Origin of the sequence: Thalassospira sp. MCCC 1A03138 (genome assembly GCF_002115785.1) — a bacterium.
GTDB lineage: Bacteria > Pseudomonadota > Alphaproteobacteria > Rhodospirillales > Thalassospiraceae > Thalassospira.
Genome location: NZ_JFJY01000014.1, coordinates 46229 through 60895 on the forward strand (window position 1 = coordinate 46229; position 14667 = coordinate 60895).

General features: G+C 53.8%; 13 protein-coding genes. 9 read left to right on the plus strand and 4 right to left on the minus strand.

Features of this window, described 5'->3' with window-relative positions; genetic code table 11:
- Positions 1-33 precede the first annotated feature (33 nt).
- Positions 34-1581 (minus strand): sodium:alanine symporter family protein, encoded by a 1548-nt coding sequence (locus TH468_RS20565; protein ID WP_085646316.1) that lies wholly within the window; start codon positions 1579-1581, stop codon positions 34-36.
- Between the two features lie 54 nt (positions 1582-1635).
- The gene (locus TH468_RS20570; RefSeq protein WP_062958544.1) at positions 1636-2082 is read right to left on the minus strand and encodes a universal stress protein; all 447 of its coding nucleotides are present in this window, start codon (positions 2080-2082) and stop codon (positions 1636-1638) included.
- 247 nt (positions 2083-2329) lie between these two features.
- Between TH468_RS20570 and TH468_RS20575 the strand changes: the two genes are divergently transcribed.
- The 4 genes from TH468_RS20575 (at position 2330) to TH468_RS20590 (ending at position 7158) form a co-directional block, all read left to right on the plus strand.
- Positions 2330-2785 carry an Lrp/AsnC ligand binding domain-containing protein gene (locus TH468_RS20575; RefSeq protein WP_062950827.1) on the plus strand — a complete coding sequence of 152 codons (456 nt, stop codon included), beginning with the start codon at positions 2330-2332 and terminating at the stop codon, positions 2783-2785.
- A 407-nt stretch (positions 2786-3192) separates the two neighbouring features.
- Positions 3193-4548, plus strand: a complete 1356-nt coding sequence (locus tag TH468_RS20580; RefSeq protein ID WP_085646317.1) for an NAD(P)-dependent oxidoreductase — start codon at positions 3193-3195, stop codon at positions 4546-4548.
- Between the two features lie 20 nt (positions 4549-4568).
- The gene (preA, locus tag TH468_RS20585) at positions 4569-5846 is read left to right on the plus strand and encodes an NAD-dependent dihydropyrimidine dehydrogenase subunit PreA (protein ID WP_062950831.1); all 1278 of its coding nucleotides are present in this window, start codon (positions 4569-4571) and stop codon (positions 5844-5846) included.
- A gap of 34 nt (positions 5847-5880) precedes the next feature.
- Positions 5881-7158 (plus strand): Zn-dependent hydrolase, encoded by a 1278-nt coding sequence (locus TH468_RS20590; RefSeq protein ID WP_085646318.1) that lies wholly within the window; start codon positions 5881-5883, stop codon positions 7156-7158.
- 64 nt (positions 7159-7222) lie between these two features.
- On the opposite strand, the gene TH468_RS20595 is transcribed toward TH468_RS20590, so the two are convergent.
- Positions 7223-8038 carry an ABC transporter substrate-binding protein gene (locus TH468_RS20595; protein WP_085646319.1) on the minus strand — a complete coding sequence of 272 codons (816 nt, stop codon included), beginning with the start codon at positions 8036-8038 and terminating at the stop codon, positions 7223-7225.
- 119 nt (positions 8039-8157) lie between these two features.
- The gene (locus tag TH468_RS20600; RefSeq protein WP_085646320.1) at positions 8158-8799 is read right to left on the minus strand and encodes a TetR/AcrR family transcriptional regulator; all 642 of its coding nucleotides are present in this window, start codon (positions 8797-8799) and stop codon (positions 8158-8160) included.
- A 423-nt stretch (positions 8800-9222) separates the two neighbouring features.
- On the opposite strand from TH468_RS20600, the gene TH468_RS20605 reads away from it, so the two are divergent.
- From TH468_RS20605 to TH468_RS20625, 5 genes are all read left to right on the plus strand, one after another.
- The gene (locus TH468_RS20605) at positions 9223-10554 is read left to right on the plus strand and encodes an aspartate aminotransferase family protein (RefSeq protein WP_085646321.1); all 1332 of its coding nucleotides are present in this window, start codon (positions 9223-9225) and stop codon (positions 10552-10554) included.
- 179 nt (positions 10555-10733) lie between these two features.
- A complete protein-coding gene (locus TH468_RS20610) occupies positions 10734-11600 on the plus strand; it encodes a nitrilase-related carbon-nitrogen hydrolase (protein WP_085646345.1) in 867 nt (288 codons plus the stop codon).
- 195 nt (positions 11601-11795) lie between these two features.
- Positions 11796-12587, plus strand: a complete 792-nt coding sequence (locus tag TH468_RS20615; RefSeq protein WP_085646346.1) for an ABC transporter ATP-binding protein — start codon at positions 11796-11798, stop codon at positions 12585-12587.
- A complete protein-coding gene (locus TH468_RS20620; RefSeq protein WP_085646322.1) occupies positions 12577-13506 on the plus strand; it encodes an ABC transporter permease in 930 nt (309 codons plus the stop codon). The genes TH468_RS20615 and TH468_RS20620 overlap by 11 nt, the downstream gene beginning before the upstream one ends.
- Complete coding sequence (locus TH468_RS20625) at positions 13503-14660, plus strand: ABC transporter permease (RefSeq protein WP_085646323.1); 1158 nt, start codon at positions 13503-13505, stop codon at positions 14658-14660. Before TH468_RS20620 ends, TH468_RS20625 begins: the two co-directional genes overlap by 4 nt.
- Positions 14661-14667 lie beyond the last annotated feature (7 nt).

Here is a 14667-nt window from a genome sequence, read left to right on the forward strand (position 1 = left end):
CGAAAGGCAGGGGGCTTTTGGTTTGATCGTGGGTCAGGCTTCTGCTTCGGCAGCAGCAGATTTGTCGACTTTGCGGATTTCGCCACGGTCGATTTTGGCCCAGTATTGGTCCACTTCGCCGCGTACGACCGACATCAGCAGATAAAGGCCAATGACGTTCGGAATGGCCATGGCAAAGATCATGGAATCCGAGAAGTCAATTACGGGACCGAGGCTCATGCTTGCCCCCACGATGACACACAGGCAGAAGAACAGCTTGAAGATGATCTCCTTGCCTTTGCCTTCTCCCACAAGATAGGTCCAGGCTTTCAGGCCGTAATAGGACCATGACAGCATGGTTGAAAAGGCAAACAGGACCACGGCAAGTGCCAGTACCAGCGGAAACCATGTAAAGGCTGATGCAAATGCCGCCGATGTCAGTTCAACACCGGTCAGGCCGGAATTGAGTTCGCCGCTGATGGTAATGACAAGGGCTGTCATGGTGCAGATCACAACAGTATCGATAAACGGTTCAAGCAGGGCGACATAACCCTCTGTCACCGGTTCCTTGGTGCGAACTGCCGAATGGGCGATGGCAGCCGAACCAATACCGGCCTCGTTGGAAAAGGCTGCACGTTTGAAGCCCTGGATCAAGGCCCCGACAACGCCACCGGCCACACCGGCCCCGGTAAAGGCCCCGACGAAAATGTCGCTAAACGCCTGACCGACCATGCCGATATTGCTGATGATAATAACCAGCCCGGCGGTGACATAAATTACCGCCATGAAAGGCACGATTTTTTCGGTGACCTTGGCAATCGATTTGATGCCGCCAATGATGACCGAGCCAACGATGACGGCCATGATCAGGCCGAATAGCCAGCCGCTTCCGGCAACGAAGCTGTTTTCACCACCGGTAACATTGACGACCTGCTGGAAGGCCTGATTGGCCTGAAACATGTTGCCGCCGCCAACTGCACCACCGATGCAGCAGATCGAAAAAAGGATGGCGAGCGCCTTGCCCAGTCCGGGTTTGCCTTTTTCGGCCAATCCTTTGGACAGGTAATACATAGGCCCGCCCGATACGCGCCCATCGGGATATTCATTGCGATATTTGACCCCTAATGTGCATTCGGTAAATTTCGACGCCATGCCCATCAAACCGGCAAGAATCATCCAGAATGTCGCCCCCGGTCCGCCGATGGAAACCGCGACGGCAACACCGGCAATATTGCCAAGGCCAACGGTACCTGACAGGGCCGTTGCCAATGCCTGAAAATGCGAAACTTCGCCCGCGTCATCGGGATGTGAATAATCACCTTTCACCAATGCAATCGCATGGCCGAATTTGCGGAATTGCACGAAGCCAAAATAAAGCGTGAAAATAGCGGCGGCAATTACAAGCCAGCCGACGATCAGCGGGAAATCATTCCCCGCGATGGGGACGGAATAGAAAATTGTACCGGCAATGACATTTGAGATCGGCGCAACGGTTTCGTTGATGCGCTGGTCAAGCGACCCTTCCTGCGCCATCGCCATGAAGGGGAAAATAGTCGCCGTTATGCCCGCGGCCCACGCCGGGACTTTGTACTGGCAAGACATGAGAACTCTCCGATTTTGATTGTTTTATGTTTTTGACTGCAAACCCGGTGGTGTTCAGGGCACCACGGTAACGGGCACGGGACTGGCCTGAACCAGTGTCAGGGCAAGGCTGCCCAGTAATCGCGCGCCAAGGGCTGTGCCGCCCTTTCGACCAAGGACGATCTGTGTGGCTTTCTTTTCCTTGGCGATCTGGCAGATCAGTTCGCCGGAATGGCCGTATCTGACCTCGTAGGTCATTGGGATATTGCGGTCGGTAAAAACACGAAGTGCCGGGGCAAGGGTGGCCTCGGCACGGGAAAGTTCTTCGGTTCGGCGTTGATGGCGTTCTTCAAGTTCCTGGGCCGACAGAAAGCTGTATGGCGACCATTCCAGAACATAGATGACATGTACCGGGCATCCTTCGGCGGCGGCCCGGTTGGCGGTAAATTGAACCGCGCGGTCTGCTGCCTCTGTCCCGTCATAGCCAATCAGGATCGGCTTCACGGATGGTGTCTGTGACATGGTGAAGTCCCTTTTTGCGATAGTTGTTCGTTGTCGGTTTTCCACTCCCGTTACGCCGGACTTGATCCGGTCTTGCCGACATCCGCTGGTCGTTGATGCCTGTGCGACCCGGGCCAGCGGTTTGCTGCCGTTGGTTAATGATACGACTTTATGACAGGTGGTTTTTCCCAAAGTTGATTTGATGAATGGGTAATTTCACTTATTATTTTGGCTGTAATAGGAAATTTAATTACATTAGAGGTGCCAAATGGGTGTTTTGGACAAGATTGATCTGGCGGTTCTGCGCGAAGTTGCTGTGAATGGCCGGATTACGGTTACGGATCTGGCGCATCGCGTCGGACTATCGAAAACCCCCTGTGCCCTGCGTCTGCGACGGTTGGAAGAAAGTGAACACATCCTTGGTTATCGGGCGATCCTTCATCCGGAAAAAATGGGGGCCAGCCATATTGCGTTTGTTCAGGTGATCCTGACCGATACCAAGACCGAGGCGCTTAATGCATTCAACAAGGCCGTGCGGGACGTGCCTGAAATAGAGCAATGCCACATGATCGCGGGGGCGTTTGATTACCTGATCAAGGTGCGCAGCCGTGATATTGGTGATTATCGACGTGTGCTGGGCGAGAAGATTTCCGAACTGCCATATGTGTCGCACACATCTACCTTTGTTGTGATGGAAGCAGTCAAGGACAGCTATTCGTTATAGCCTTCTGGTTTTCTGGCGATGAAAGAGCAAAAGTGACAGAAATGCAGGATAAAACTGCAAGTTTAATAACCTGTATTTTTAATCTTGACCAAATGATCAGGATTGGACATGCTGTATCTGTCAGAGAGAGGCATCTGTACGTGCTATCAACCGGGAATAACCCGAACTCCATAAAAGCGCGGCAGATCGAATACTGGGAAATAGTCCGGCGATATGCCGGACGGATACGCCAAGAATGTCATTGATAGAAGACCCAGAGTTGGTCGGGCCCGCCCGTCCGCATACGCCATAAATCCATCCGAAGCTTTTTTAAGGCTTCCAAGGGCGGCTGGTTTTTTGAGAATGCCATTCTTGTTTGTCTCTCGCTGACGCCAGGAGATGACGCCTTTTTGGCAGGGAGACAAAACATGACCATCTTGCAGGGCAAGCAAGTTTCGAAATCAGGTGCGATCCATGGTGTTGGCCATAACGACGCTGATGACGGCTTTTCCGATCTGCATCCGCCTTATTCCACCTTGCAGGCCATGGCCGAAAGCAATCGCTGCCTGTATTGCTATGATGCGCCGTGCGTTACAGCATGCCCGACATCAATCGATATTCCGGGCTTCATCCGCAAAATCAGCACCGGAAACCCGGACGGGGCGGCAAAAACCATCCTGTCAGCCAACATCATGGGGGGCACCTGTGCACGTGCCTGCCCGACGGAAGTGCTGTGCGAACAGGCCTGTGTGCGTAATGTGTCAGAAGATGTCACCGTCGAAATCGGTAGCCTGCAACGTTTTGCGGTTGATCATCTGATGGCGCGGGCTGATTTGCCCCATCCATTCAAACGTGCACCTTCGACTGGCAAGCAGATTGCTGTGGTCGGCGCTGGTCCAGCGGGACTTTCGTGCGCACATCGTGCGGCGATGCTGGGCCATGATGTCACGGTGTTCGAAGCCAAGGCGAAGCCGGGCGGGCTTAATGAATATGGTCTTGCGGCTTACAAAATGACCAATGATTTCGCCCAGCGCGAGGTTGAATTTCTTTTGGGCATTGGTGGCATCCGGATCGAATATGGCAAGGCGCTTGGCCGTGACATCAGTCTTGGGGCTTTGCGTGACGGATATGATGCGGTGTTTGTTGGTGTGGGGCTTGGTGCGACCAACGAGCTTGGCCTGCCGGGCGAGGCATTTGACGGTGTAGATGATGCGATTGCCTTTATCGAGCAGCTTCGTCAGACCGAACCGAAATCCGATATGCCGGTTGGCAATAATGTGATCGTGATTGGTGGTGGCAACACTGCAGTTGATGCCGCCATTCAGGCCAAACGCCTTGGTGCCGACGAAGTCACATTGGTCTATCGCCGTGGGACCGAACATATGTCGGCGACCGAATATGAACAGGAATTGGCCAAGATAAATGGCGTGATTGTGCGCCACTGGGCCAAGCCGATTGCGATCAAGGCAAATGGTAAACTCATCGGTATGGAGTTCGAGAAAACGGAACTTCGGGACGGCAAGCTTGTCGGTACCGGCGAGAAATTTGAAATCCGCGCCGATCAGATCCTGAAGGCCATCGGGCAGAAAATCAAAACAGATGACCTTGCCGGAATGGAAATTGCCGGGGGCAAGATCGTGGTCGACGAAAATTACCAGACAACCGCCTCTGGCATCTTTGCTGGTGGGGATTGCATCAAGAGTGGCGAGGACCTGACAGTTCAGTCGGTCGAAGACGGCAAACAGGCTGCAATTGCCATCGATGCGTTCCTTAAAACCGCATAAGCCAGAAAGGGAGAGAGAAAATGGCTGATCTAAGCTGCAAAATTGCCGGGATTGATTCACTCAACCCGTTCTGGCTGGCCTCCGCACCGCCGACCGACAAGAAATACAACGTTGTTCGCGCATTTCAGGCCGGATGGGGCGGGGTTGTCTGGAAGACACTTGGCATCGATCCGCCGGTGGTTAACGTATCGTCGCGCTATGGCGCGCATCATGACCAGAACCGCCGTTTGCTTGGTATCAACAATATCGAACTGATTTCCGACCGGCCGCTTTCGGTCAACCTTCAGGAAATCCGTGAATGTCGTAAAGAATATCCCGACCATGTGATCATCGGATCGATGATGGCCCCGATTGAAGAACGGGCATGGAAGGATTTGGCACAACAGATCGCCGAAAGCGGCGTGCACGGGATAGAACTTAACCTTGGCTGCCCGCACGGCATGTGCGAGCGCGGCATGGGATCGGCCATCGGGCAGGTGCCTGAGATGGTCGAACAGGTCACCCGCTGGGTCAAGGATGCGGTCGATATTCCGGTCTTTACGAAGCTGACGCCAAACATCACCAATATCCTTTGGTCGGCAGAGGCAGCACTTAAAGGTGGGGCGGACGCCGTGTCGCTCATTAACACCGTTAACTCGATCATTTCGGTCGATCTTGACAGCATGGTTCCCGAACCGATTGTTGATGGTAAGGGTACGCATGGTGGTTATTGCGGATCGGCAGTGAAGCCGATTGCGCTTAACATGGTCGCCGAAATTGCCCGCACGCCGGAAACCCGTGATCTGCATATTTCCGGCATCGGCGGGATTACCACATGGAAAGACGCCGTTGAATTCATGGCGTTGGGGTCAAACGCGGTGCAGGTTTGCACGGCTGCGATGATTTATGGTTTCCGGGTTGTCGATGATCTGATCGATGGCATGAGCCAGTGGATGGATGACAAGGGTTACACCAGTGTCGAACAGTTCACGCGTGCGGCCGTGCCGCAGGTCGCGAACTGGAACGAGCTTAACATGAATTTCGATACCAAGGCGGTGATCAACCCCGACAATTGTATCGAATGTGGCCGTTGCCACATCGCGTGCGAGGATACATCACATCAGGCGATTGCGATGAATGTGAAGGAAGACGGGCACCGTGAGTTTGTTGTCATCGACGAGGAATGTGTTGGTTGCAACCTTTGCTATCACATTTGTCCGGTGCCTGATTGCATCACCATGGAACCGGTCAAAACCGACAAGCCTTACATGACCTGGCCGGAACATCCGCTTAATCCGATGCGGCAGGCTGCCGAGTAATCCCAAGCCGGAAGACAGACAAAAGGATATCTAAATGACCGTTCAACCAAGTGTGCGCAATCTGTCGATCAATGGCGACCGGCTTTGGGACAGCCTGATGGAAATGGCAAAGATCGGCAAAACCGCCAAGGATGGCGTTTGCCGATTGGCGCTGACCGATCTGGATCGTGAGAGCCGAGACTTGTTCATCAAATGGTGCAAGGCCGAGGGGTGCACGATCCGCATCGACAAGATGGGCAATATCTTTGCGCGCCGTGAAGGACGCAATCCCGATCTGCCACCGGTGGTGATGGGTAGCCATCTGGACAGCCAGCCGACAGGGGGCAAATATGATGGCGTTTATGGTGTGCTTTCGGGGCTTGAAGTAATCCGGGCTCTGAACGAAGCCAAATATGAAACCGAAGCACCGCTTGAAGTCGTTTGCTGGACCAACGAAGAAGGGTCGCGCTTTGCCCCTGCAATGGTCGCATCAGGCGTTTTTGCCAAAGTGTTTGATCTTGAATACGGCCATTCGCGTGCTGATGTCGATGGCAAGACGATGGGCGAGGAATTGAAACGCATCGGCTATCTTGGCGATGACGAGGCAACAATTGATGCCCATCCGATGGGCGCCTATTTCGAAGCCCATATCGAACAGGGCCCGATCCTTGAGGATGAAGGCAAGGATATCGGTATAGTCACCGATGCACAGGGGCAGCGCTGGTATGAAATCAGGTTCACCGGTGTTGAGGCCCATGCCGGACCGACACCGATGAAAACCCGCAAGGATGCGTTGCTGGGGGCGGCACGGGTGGTTGATCTGGTCAACAGGATCGGTCTGGATCGTTCCCCGTTGGCCTGTGCGACGGTTGGGATGATGCAGATTCACCCCAATTCACGCAACGTGATTCCGGGCGAGGTGTTCTTTACTGTCGATTTCCGCCATCCTGACGACGCGGTCCTGGCCGATATGGATAAGGCCCTTCGCGAAGGTGTCGAGAAGATCGCAGCCGAGATCGGCCTTAAAACCGAGTTTGAGCAGATATTCTATTATGCGCCGGTTCCGTTCGACAAAACCTGTGTCGATGCGGTGCGCAACGCGGTTGAGGTCGGCGGTTACTCGGCGCGCGAAATTGTGTCGGGTGCCGGTCATGATGCGTGCTATCTGGCGCAAGTGACTCCGACCGCGATGATCTTTATCCCGTGTGTTGATGGCATTTCCCATAACGAGATAGAGGAAGTTCACAAGCATTGGTCGGACGCGGGCGGGCAGGTTCTGCTGCATGCCGTTCTGGCCAAGGCCGATGAAACGGTCATGACGCAATCTGTCTAGGCGATATCAAGAACCTGCCCTGAATACTCCAGACTGGACCGGCCTTTGTGCCGGTCTTTTTTTGTCAGTTGCTGTTGGATTTGGGCAGGTGAAGGGCGACCCATTCGGAAAGTTGTCCGTTGCTTTCCAGTTCCGTGATCAAGTCGTTGATCCGGGCGATGTGCGGAACGCACGGGCTGTTGCGCGAAAACATGAATTGAACTTCGTTCACGGCCAGCGGTGGTTCAATGGCAATCACCTGTTGCTCGATACCATCAAGCGAGATATTGGCCATGCCGTCATATCGCCCGAGCAACACATAATCGACCCGCCCGTTCATCAGGATATCGAATATGCGGTTGCCGGTTGGTGAATAAATCATGTCGAGCCTATCAATGGCATACCGGTCAATGAAATCGCCGTAGCTCCCGCCTTGGGGGCGGGCACCGCTGTGACCGATCAGGCTTTCGATATTTTGCACGGAAAATTGTCGGTCAATATGCTGAAAGACCATGACATCATCGAATGCATACGGAAGGGAATAAATGAAAGTCATCGCGCGTTCGGCCGTGTAATAGGCACCTGCCATCACATCAATTTCACCGGCTTCTAGCATCTGGATCGATCGGTTCCACGGGATTTCAAAATGCACTTTCAGGCTGATATTGTTCTCTTGCGTGTATCGACGCAGGATATCAATCGAAATGCCTTGTGCATGGCCATTGCTGTCGAAGTAAGAAATCGGTTCCCATCCTGCCGCACCGCCAACGACAATCTGTTTGCAGGTATCAGATGCGGCATGGGCATGATTGGTGCTTGCGGACAGGACCATGCACATCAGAACAAGCATAGGCATGATGCCAAATTGGATCGCGTACATGAATACGCGTTGAAAATGCATGCTGGCCCCCGTTGAAAATAGATCAGTGTTTGTCGATTTCAGATTTGGGGGATGGGGATATTTTTCAACTATTCGTTAGTGTGGGGTTGGGGTAGGCAGCTTTGTTGCGGTGGTTGCCTTTAAGACAGCCCAACGCCTTTCAGGATGATGCGCACGACATTTTCCTTGGCCTCGGCGAATTGGGTATCCGATAGCGGTTGATCGTTGTTGAAGATTTCGATCTGACGGGCAAAGTCGGCGTAATGCTGGGTTGTGGCAAAGATCATATACATTAGCGAGTATGGTTCGACCTGGTCCATCTTGCCTTCTGTGATCCAGCGATTGATTACCACCACGCGGCTATCAAGCCAGTTTTTGACTGTGGTTGAAATGTAGTCGGACGAGAACTTTGCGCCACGGATGATTTCGTGCGCCCAGACGCGCGAACCGTGCGGGCGGGCACGCGACAGATCCATCTTGGCTTCGATATAGCCGCGCAGAATTTCGGCCGGGTCGGAACTGTTTTCAAATGTCATTGCCGCTTCAAGCCAATGATCGCAAATGTCTTCCATAATCCGGCGATAAAGGGCTTCTTTGGTGCTGAAATAGTAATGCACATTGGCCTTGGGCACCTTGGCAATTTCGGCAATCCGCGCGGTGGTTGCGCCCTTGAAGCCGTAATCGGCAAAAACCAGCTCGGCAGCGGCAAGAATTTGCTCTTCGTTTTCCTGACGAATGGCGGCTTTATGTGCGCCGTTTTGCCCGGATTTGACTGCACTCATCGACGTTCCCCGAAATTGCGTCATTTATCTTGACCGTTTGGTCAGGTTAAAATAATCTCTACTTTAGATACTAAAAAGCAAGCTTAAAATACGCGCCGAACCAACCGGGTATGTCCAAAATTTTGAACAACACCGGTGAAAGATAAAGAGAAATTCGGTGCCGTAAACAAAAATCAGGGTCGCTGAAATGGCATTTGGCAGTCGAAAATTCGAAACCAGTTCCCGGTGACTTTAAAGCGCTAGTGCATGGGAGATTCCCGTGCTAACGATTTTTCTGCACCCTTATTCAGGTGTAGTCCAAACTGCCCTATGTGCGACATATCGCTCAGTCGGGGCGGTCTGACTATTTAATAAAGTCGGACATTGATTTGGCCCGCCAAAACGATGTCAGGGAAGCACAAGAAAGGTACGGGAGACCTTTTTATGACAGCCACCACGAAAATCAGCCGGCCGAACGATCTTTCGGCATTCTGGATGCCGTTTACGGCGAACCGCCAGTTCAAGCAGGCCCCCCGCATGCTTGTCAGCGCGGAAGGTATGTATTACCAGACCGATGACAACCGCCAGATTCTGGACGGTACTGCCGGGCTTTGGTGCTGCAACGCCGGTCACAAGCGTCCCAGGATCGTCGAGGCGGTCAAGGCACAGATGGACGAACTGGATTATGCCCCGGCATTCCAGATGGGCCATCCCAAGGCGTTCGAGCTTGCCAGCCGTCTGGCGCAGCTTATGCCGGGCGATCTGAACCATGTTTTTTATACCAATTCCGGTTCTGAATCGGTTGAGACCGCGCTTAAAATCGCGATTGCCTATCACCGGGCACGCGGGGACGGGCAGCGGACCCGTTTGATCGGTCGTGAACGTGGCTATCACGGTGTCAATTTCGGCGGTATTTCGGTTGGTGGTATTTCGGGCAACCGCAAGACCTTTGGCCAGATGCTGGGTGGGGTTGACCATATCCGTCACACCTATCTGCCTGACGAAAACGGCGTTACCCGCGGCCAGCCGGAACATGGTGCGTTTCTGGCCGATGATCTGGAACGTATTTGCGCGCTTCATGATCCGTCGACCATAGCGGCCGTTATTGTCGAGCCGGTTGCAGGGTCGACCGGTGTTCTGATCCCGCCAAAGGGCTATCTGGAACGACTGCGCGAGATATGCACCAAGCATGGCATTCTTCTGATCTTTGATGAAGTCATTACCGGTTTTGGTCGCCTTGGCGCCCCGTTTGCGGTGGATTATTTCGGTGTTCAGCCAGATCTGGTGACGACTGCAAAGGGGCTTACCAACGGCACGATCCCCATGGGGGCGGTTTTCGCCACTGACGACATCCATGACACGTTCATGACCGGTCCGGAAAACATGATCGAGCTGTTCCATGGTTATACCTATTCGGGCAACCCGGTTGCCTGTGCGGCGGGCCTCGCGACGCTTGAGACCTATGAGGAAGAAGGCCTTTACACCAAGGGGCAGGAACTTGGCCAATATTGGGAAGATGCGGTTCACAGCCTGATTGATCTGCCGAAGGTCAAGGATATCCGCAACCTTGGTCTGATCGGTGCGATCGAACTTGAAAGCATCGAAGGCTTCCCGACCAAGCGGGCCTTTAGTGCATTCCTCAAGGCGTTCGAGAAGGGCATCCTGATCCGCACCACGGGCGATATCATTGCGCTTTCACCGCCGCTGATCATTGAAAAATCTCATATCGATCAGCTGTTTGGCACGCTGCGCGAAGTGTTGAAGGAAATTGACTAAGAACTGATTTCAACCCTGTCCCATTGCGGGCAGGGTGGGCGAAAGCCCGAAGGAGACGTTACGTTTCACGATTTTCCGGTTTGCGTCCCATCATGGGAATTGGGGGCGCAGACCGCACCAAGCCACAAGATCGGCAAAAGCCGACACATGGCATATATCAGATCAAGGAGGTATCTCGGATGTCTATGCTGAGAGGCGGACTGATTCAGATGAGCCTTAAAGGTTCAACCGAACAGTCGCCAGACGAAATTCGTCAAGCCATGATCGACGCGCATCTGCCCTATATCGAAGAGGCAGGGCGGCAGGGCGTGCAGGTTTTGTGTTTTCAGGAAGTTTTCACACAACCCTATTTCTGCCCCAGCCAGGACAGGAAATGGTATGACGCGGCCGAAGAAATCCCGAACGGCCCGACCACGCAGTTGATGTGCGAACTGGCCAAGAAACACAAGATGGTCATCGTCGTTCCGATCTACGAGCAGGAAATTACCGGTGTGTATTACAACGCCGCCGCCGTGATTGATGCCGACGGGACCTATCTTGGCAAATATCGCAAAACCCATATCCCGCAGGTTGCCGGTTTCTGGGAGAAGTTTTTCTTCAAGCCCGGCGTTTCGGACTGGCCGGTGTTTGATACCCAATATTGCAAGCTTGGCGTTTATATCTGCTATGACCGACACTTTCCGGAAGGCTGGCGTGCGCTGGCGTTAAATGGGGCGGAATATATCGTCAATCCGTCGGCAACGGTGGCCGGGCTTTCTGAACATCTGTGGAAGCTGGAACAACCCGCATCGGCAGTTGCCAACGGATGTTATATCGGGGCGATCAACCGGGTTGGCCGGGAAATGCCGTGGAACATTGGCGAGTTTTACGGCCAGAGCTATTTTGTCAATCCGCGTGGCGTGATTGAAAAGGAAGCATCGCGCGATCAGGACGAACTGATCGTGCATGACATGGATATGTCCATGGTACGTGAAGTGCGGAACACATGGCAGTTTTTCCGCGATCGTCGGCCTTCGACCTATACCCGCCTGACCGACGGCAACTGAGATTTAACGGCGAACGGAGTACGTGTCCCGCTCGCCGTTTTGCTTTGACCGACATTTTATATTCCGGCGCCAAATGACCGGACAAAAGACAAGTCGGCAAGGTTCAGGGCAACGACCCTGAGGGAGGCTTTAGAGAGACATTCGATCAGGGGATACCCCATGACGTTAAAAGCAGTCGTCAATAATGTGGCGCAAATGCCCGCATCCGCCGACGCAGTTGTTGATATTCAAAAACTGTCGTTGACCTTTCAAACCGCTGACGGGCCGGTCTATGCCCTGTCTGATGTTGATCTGAAAATCGAACGCGGCGAGTTCGTTTCCTTTATCGGCCCGTCGGGCTGTGGCAAGACCACGCTGTTACGCGTGATTGCGGATCTGGAAAAGGCCACGGGTGGCGATATTTCGATCAATGGCGTTTCCCCGCAGGAAGCGCGTGAAAATCGTGCTTATGGCTATGTGTTTCAGGCACCGGCATTGCTGCCGTGGCGTTCGATTGAACGCAACGTGACCCTGCCGCTGGAAATTATGGAAATTTCCCGTGAAGAACGCATCAAGCGGGGGCACGAGGCACTTAAACTTGTCGAACTGAACGGGTTTGAAAAGAAATTCCCGTGGCAACTTTCGGGCGGGATGCAGCAACGTGCATCAATTGCGCGTGCGCTGAGCTTCGATGCCGATCTGCTTCTGATGGATGAGCCGTTCGGGGCGCTGGATGAAATTGTTCGTGATCATCTGAACGAACAGCTTTTGAAATTGTGGGCGCGGACCAACAAGACGGTCGCGTTTGTGACCCATTCGATCCCCGAGGCGGTTTACCTGTCGACCAAGATCGTTGTGATGTCGCCAAGGCCAGGCCGGATCATTGATGTGATCAAAACCGATTTTCCGAAGGATCGCGGCCTCGATATCCGCGAAACCCCGGAATTCCTGGAAGTAGCCCATCGTGTGCGTGAAGGGCTGCGGGCAGGGCACAGCTATGACGAGTAATGCCGCAACGATGAATGGTGCAATCGGCGATGCGTCGCTTTGGTCGCGCCTGATGTCCGGGCAGGCTGGCCCGGTGACGGTGGTTCTGATTGCGCTGTTTGTCATCTGGTATGTAGGGGCGGTGTTCATGAACGCGCCGACCCAGATTGATCGCTATAACCGCGCCGGCGAAACCTGGACAACGACGCGCTTGATCGAAGATACGCTGGCACAGGAACGGCCGATCCTTCCTGCCCCCCATCAGGTCGCGCAGGAAATGTATAAAACCATTTTTGCGACTTCGATCACGTCCAAACGGTCGCTGGTTTACCACACATGGGTGACGCTTTCATCGACCCTGCTGGGATTTGTGATCGGTACAGCACTTGGCATTTTTCTGGCGGTCGGGATCGTTCATGTGGTGACACTTGAAAAAAGCCTGATGCCGTGGGTGATTTCATCCCAGACCATTCCGATTCTTGCCATTGCCCCTATGATCGTCGTTGTGCTCGGCGCGATTGGACTTAAGGGACTGATGCCAAAGGCAATCATTTCGACCTATCTGTGTTTCTTCCCGGTGACGATCAGCATGGTCAAGGGCATGCGTTCGCCGCAGGTGATCCAGCTTGATCTGATGCGGACCTACAATGCATCGAAATGGCAGACTTTCTGGTCGCTTCGCCTGCCATCGGCGATGCCTTACCTGTTTGCCAGTCTGAAGGTTGCGATTGCGATCAGTCTGGTGGGGGCAATTGTCGGTGAATTGCCGACGGGGGCGCAGGCTGGGTTGGGCGCGCGTCTTCTGGCCGGGTCGTATTACGGGCAAACCATCCAGATCTGGTCGGCATTGCTGACCGCGGCCCTTGTTGCCGCGATCATGGTGGTGATGGTTGGATGGTGTGAACGTCGTGTACTTGCCAGAATGGGAGTACGCGGATGACCACTATCAAACTTGATAAATTCTGTCTGGTTGCAGCAATCGCGGCTTTGCTGGCTTTGATCTTTCCGCTGAGCGGGGTTGATCCGGAAAGCGGCAAACAGATCGCCTTTGTTAGCGACATTTCCGGTATTGCGGTGGCGATGGCACTATGCGTGATTGCCGGTGCTGCATTTACGTGGCTTGGTGTGGGGCACATTCAGTATGCGGCGATCATACTTGTGGTGGCGGTGTTTGGTTGCTGGCAGGCGATAGCAGCGCTTTATGATTATGGTATTGCCGGTCATGCTGGAACCGGGTTCTGGTTGTTTATCCTATCGCTTTGGGCGTTTGTCTGGCGGGGGATTGATGTGGTTGCGCGTTATCGCAGCCTTGAAATGGCGAAACAGCAATCAGCCAATATTCTGGTGCCGATCGCGTTTGGCGTCTGGTTGCTGTTCCTTTGGGAAGTGATCGTGGCTGGTTTTGGAGTGCCGCAGGTTTTGCTGCCTGCGCCAAGTGCCATTGGGCTTCGTTTCATCAGTTCGACCGACATTCTGGCTGCCGATTTCCAACAGACCTTCATCAAGGCCGTTATCAGCGGTTATGTGATTGGCTGCGGCAGTGCCTTTATCGTTGCGATTGCGGTGGATCGGGTGCCGTTCCTGAAACGGGGGCTTCTGCCGCTGGGCAATATGGTGTCTGCCCTGCCGATCATCGGTGTGGCGCCGATCATGGTGATGTGGTTCGGGTTTGACTGGCAGTCGAAGGCGGCGGTGATTGTGATCATGACCTTCTTCCCGATGCTGGTAAATACCGTGACCGGGTTGAATGCTGCAGGCGCGCTTGAGAAGGACCTGATGGCAACTTATGCGTCGGGTTACTGGTCTACCCTGTTCCGGTTACGGTTGCCGGCTGCAATGCCGTTTGTCTTTAACGCACTTAAAATCAACTCCACGCTGGCACTGATTGGTGCCATCGTTGCCGAATTTTTCGGTACCCCGATCGTTGGCATGGGTTTCCGTATCTCGACCGAAGTCGGGCGGATGAATGTCGATATGGTCTGGGCGGAAATTGCATTGGCGGCCCTGGCGGGGACCGCCTTTTACGGAGCTGTGGCCTACGTCGAAAGAAAGGCGACGTCATGGCATCCGTCATTTCGGGTACGTCGCCATTAAAGGCATC

Coding starts and splice junctions, on each gene's coding strand:
- TH468_RS20565 (WP_085646316.1), bottom strand. CDS start 1,581: ATGTCTTGCCAGTACAAAGTCCCGGCGTGGGCCGCGGGCATAACGGCG.
- TH468_RS20570 (WP_062958544.1), bottom strand. CDS start 2,082: ATGTCACAGACACCATCCGTGAAGCCGATCCTGATTGGCTATGACGGG.
- TH468_RS20575 (WP_062950827.1), top strand. CDS start 2,330: ATGGGTGTTTTGGACAAGATTGATCTGGCGGTTCTGCGCGAAGTTGCT.
- TH468_RS20580 (WP_085646317.1), top strand. CDS start 3,193: ATGACCATCTTGCAGGGCAAGCAAGTTTCGAAATCAGGTGCGATCCAT.
- preA (WP_062950831.1), top strand. CDS start 4,569: ATGGCTGATCTAAGCTGCAAAATTGCCGGGATTGATTCACTCAACCCG.
- TH468_RS20590 (WP_085646318.1), top strand. CDS start 5,881: ATGACCGTTCAACCAAGTGTGCGCAATCTGTCGATCAATGGCGACCGG.
- TH468_RS20595 (WP_085646319.1), bottom strand. CDS start 8,038: ATGCATTTTCAACGCGTATTCATGTACGCGATCCAATTTGGCATCATG.
- TH468_RS20600 (WP_085646320.1), bottom strand. CDS start 8,799: ATGAGTGCAGTCAAATCCGGGCAAAACGGCGCACATAAAGCCGCCATT.
- TH468_RS20605 (WP_085646321.1), top strand. CDS start 9,223: ATGACAGCCACCACGAAAATCAGCCGGCCGAACGATCTTTCGGCATTC.
- TH468_RS20610 (WP_085646345.1), top strand. CDS start 10,734: ATGTCTATGCTGAGAGGCGGACTGATTCAGATGAGCCTTAAAGGTTCA.
- TH468_RS20615 (WP_085646346.1), top strand. CDS start 11,796: ATGCCCGCATCCGCCGACGCAGTTGTTGATATTCAAAAACTGTCGTTG.
- TH468_RS20620 (WP_085646322.1), top strand. CDS start 12,577: ATGACGAGTAATGCCGCAACGATGAATGGTGCAATCGGCGATGCGTCG.
- TH468_RS20625 (WP_085646323.1), top strand. CDS start 13,503: ATGACCACTATCAAACTTGATAAATTCTGTCTGGTTGCAGCAATCGCG.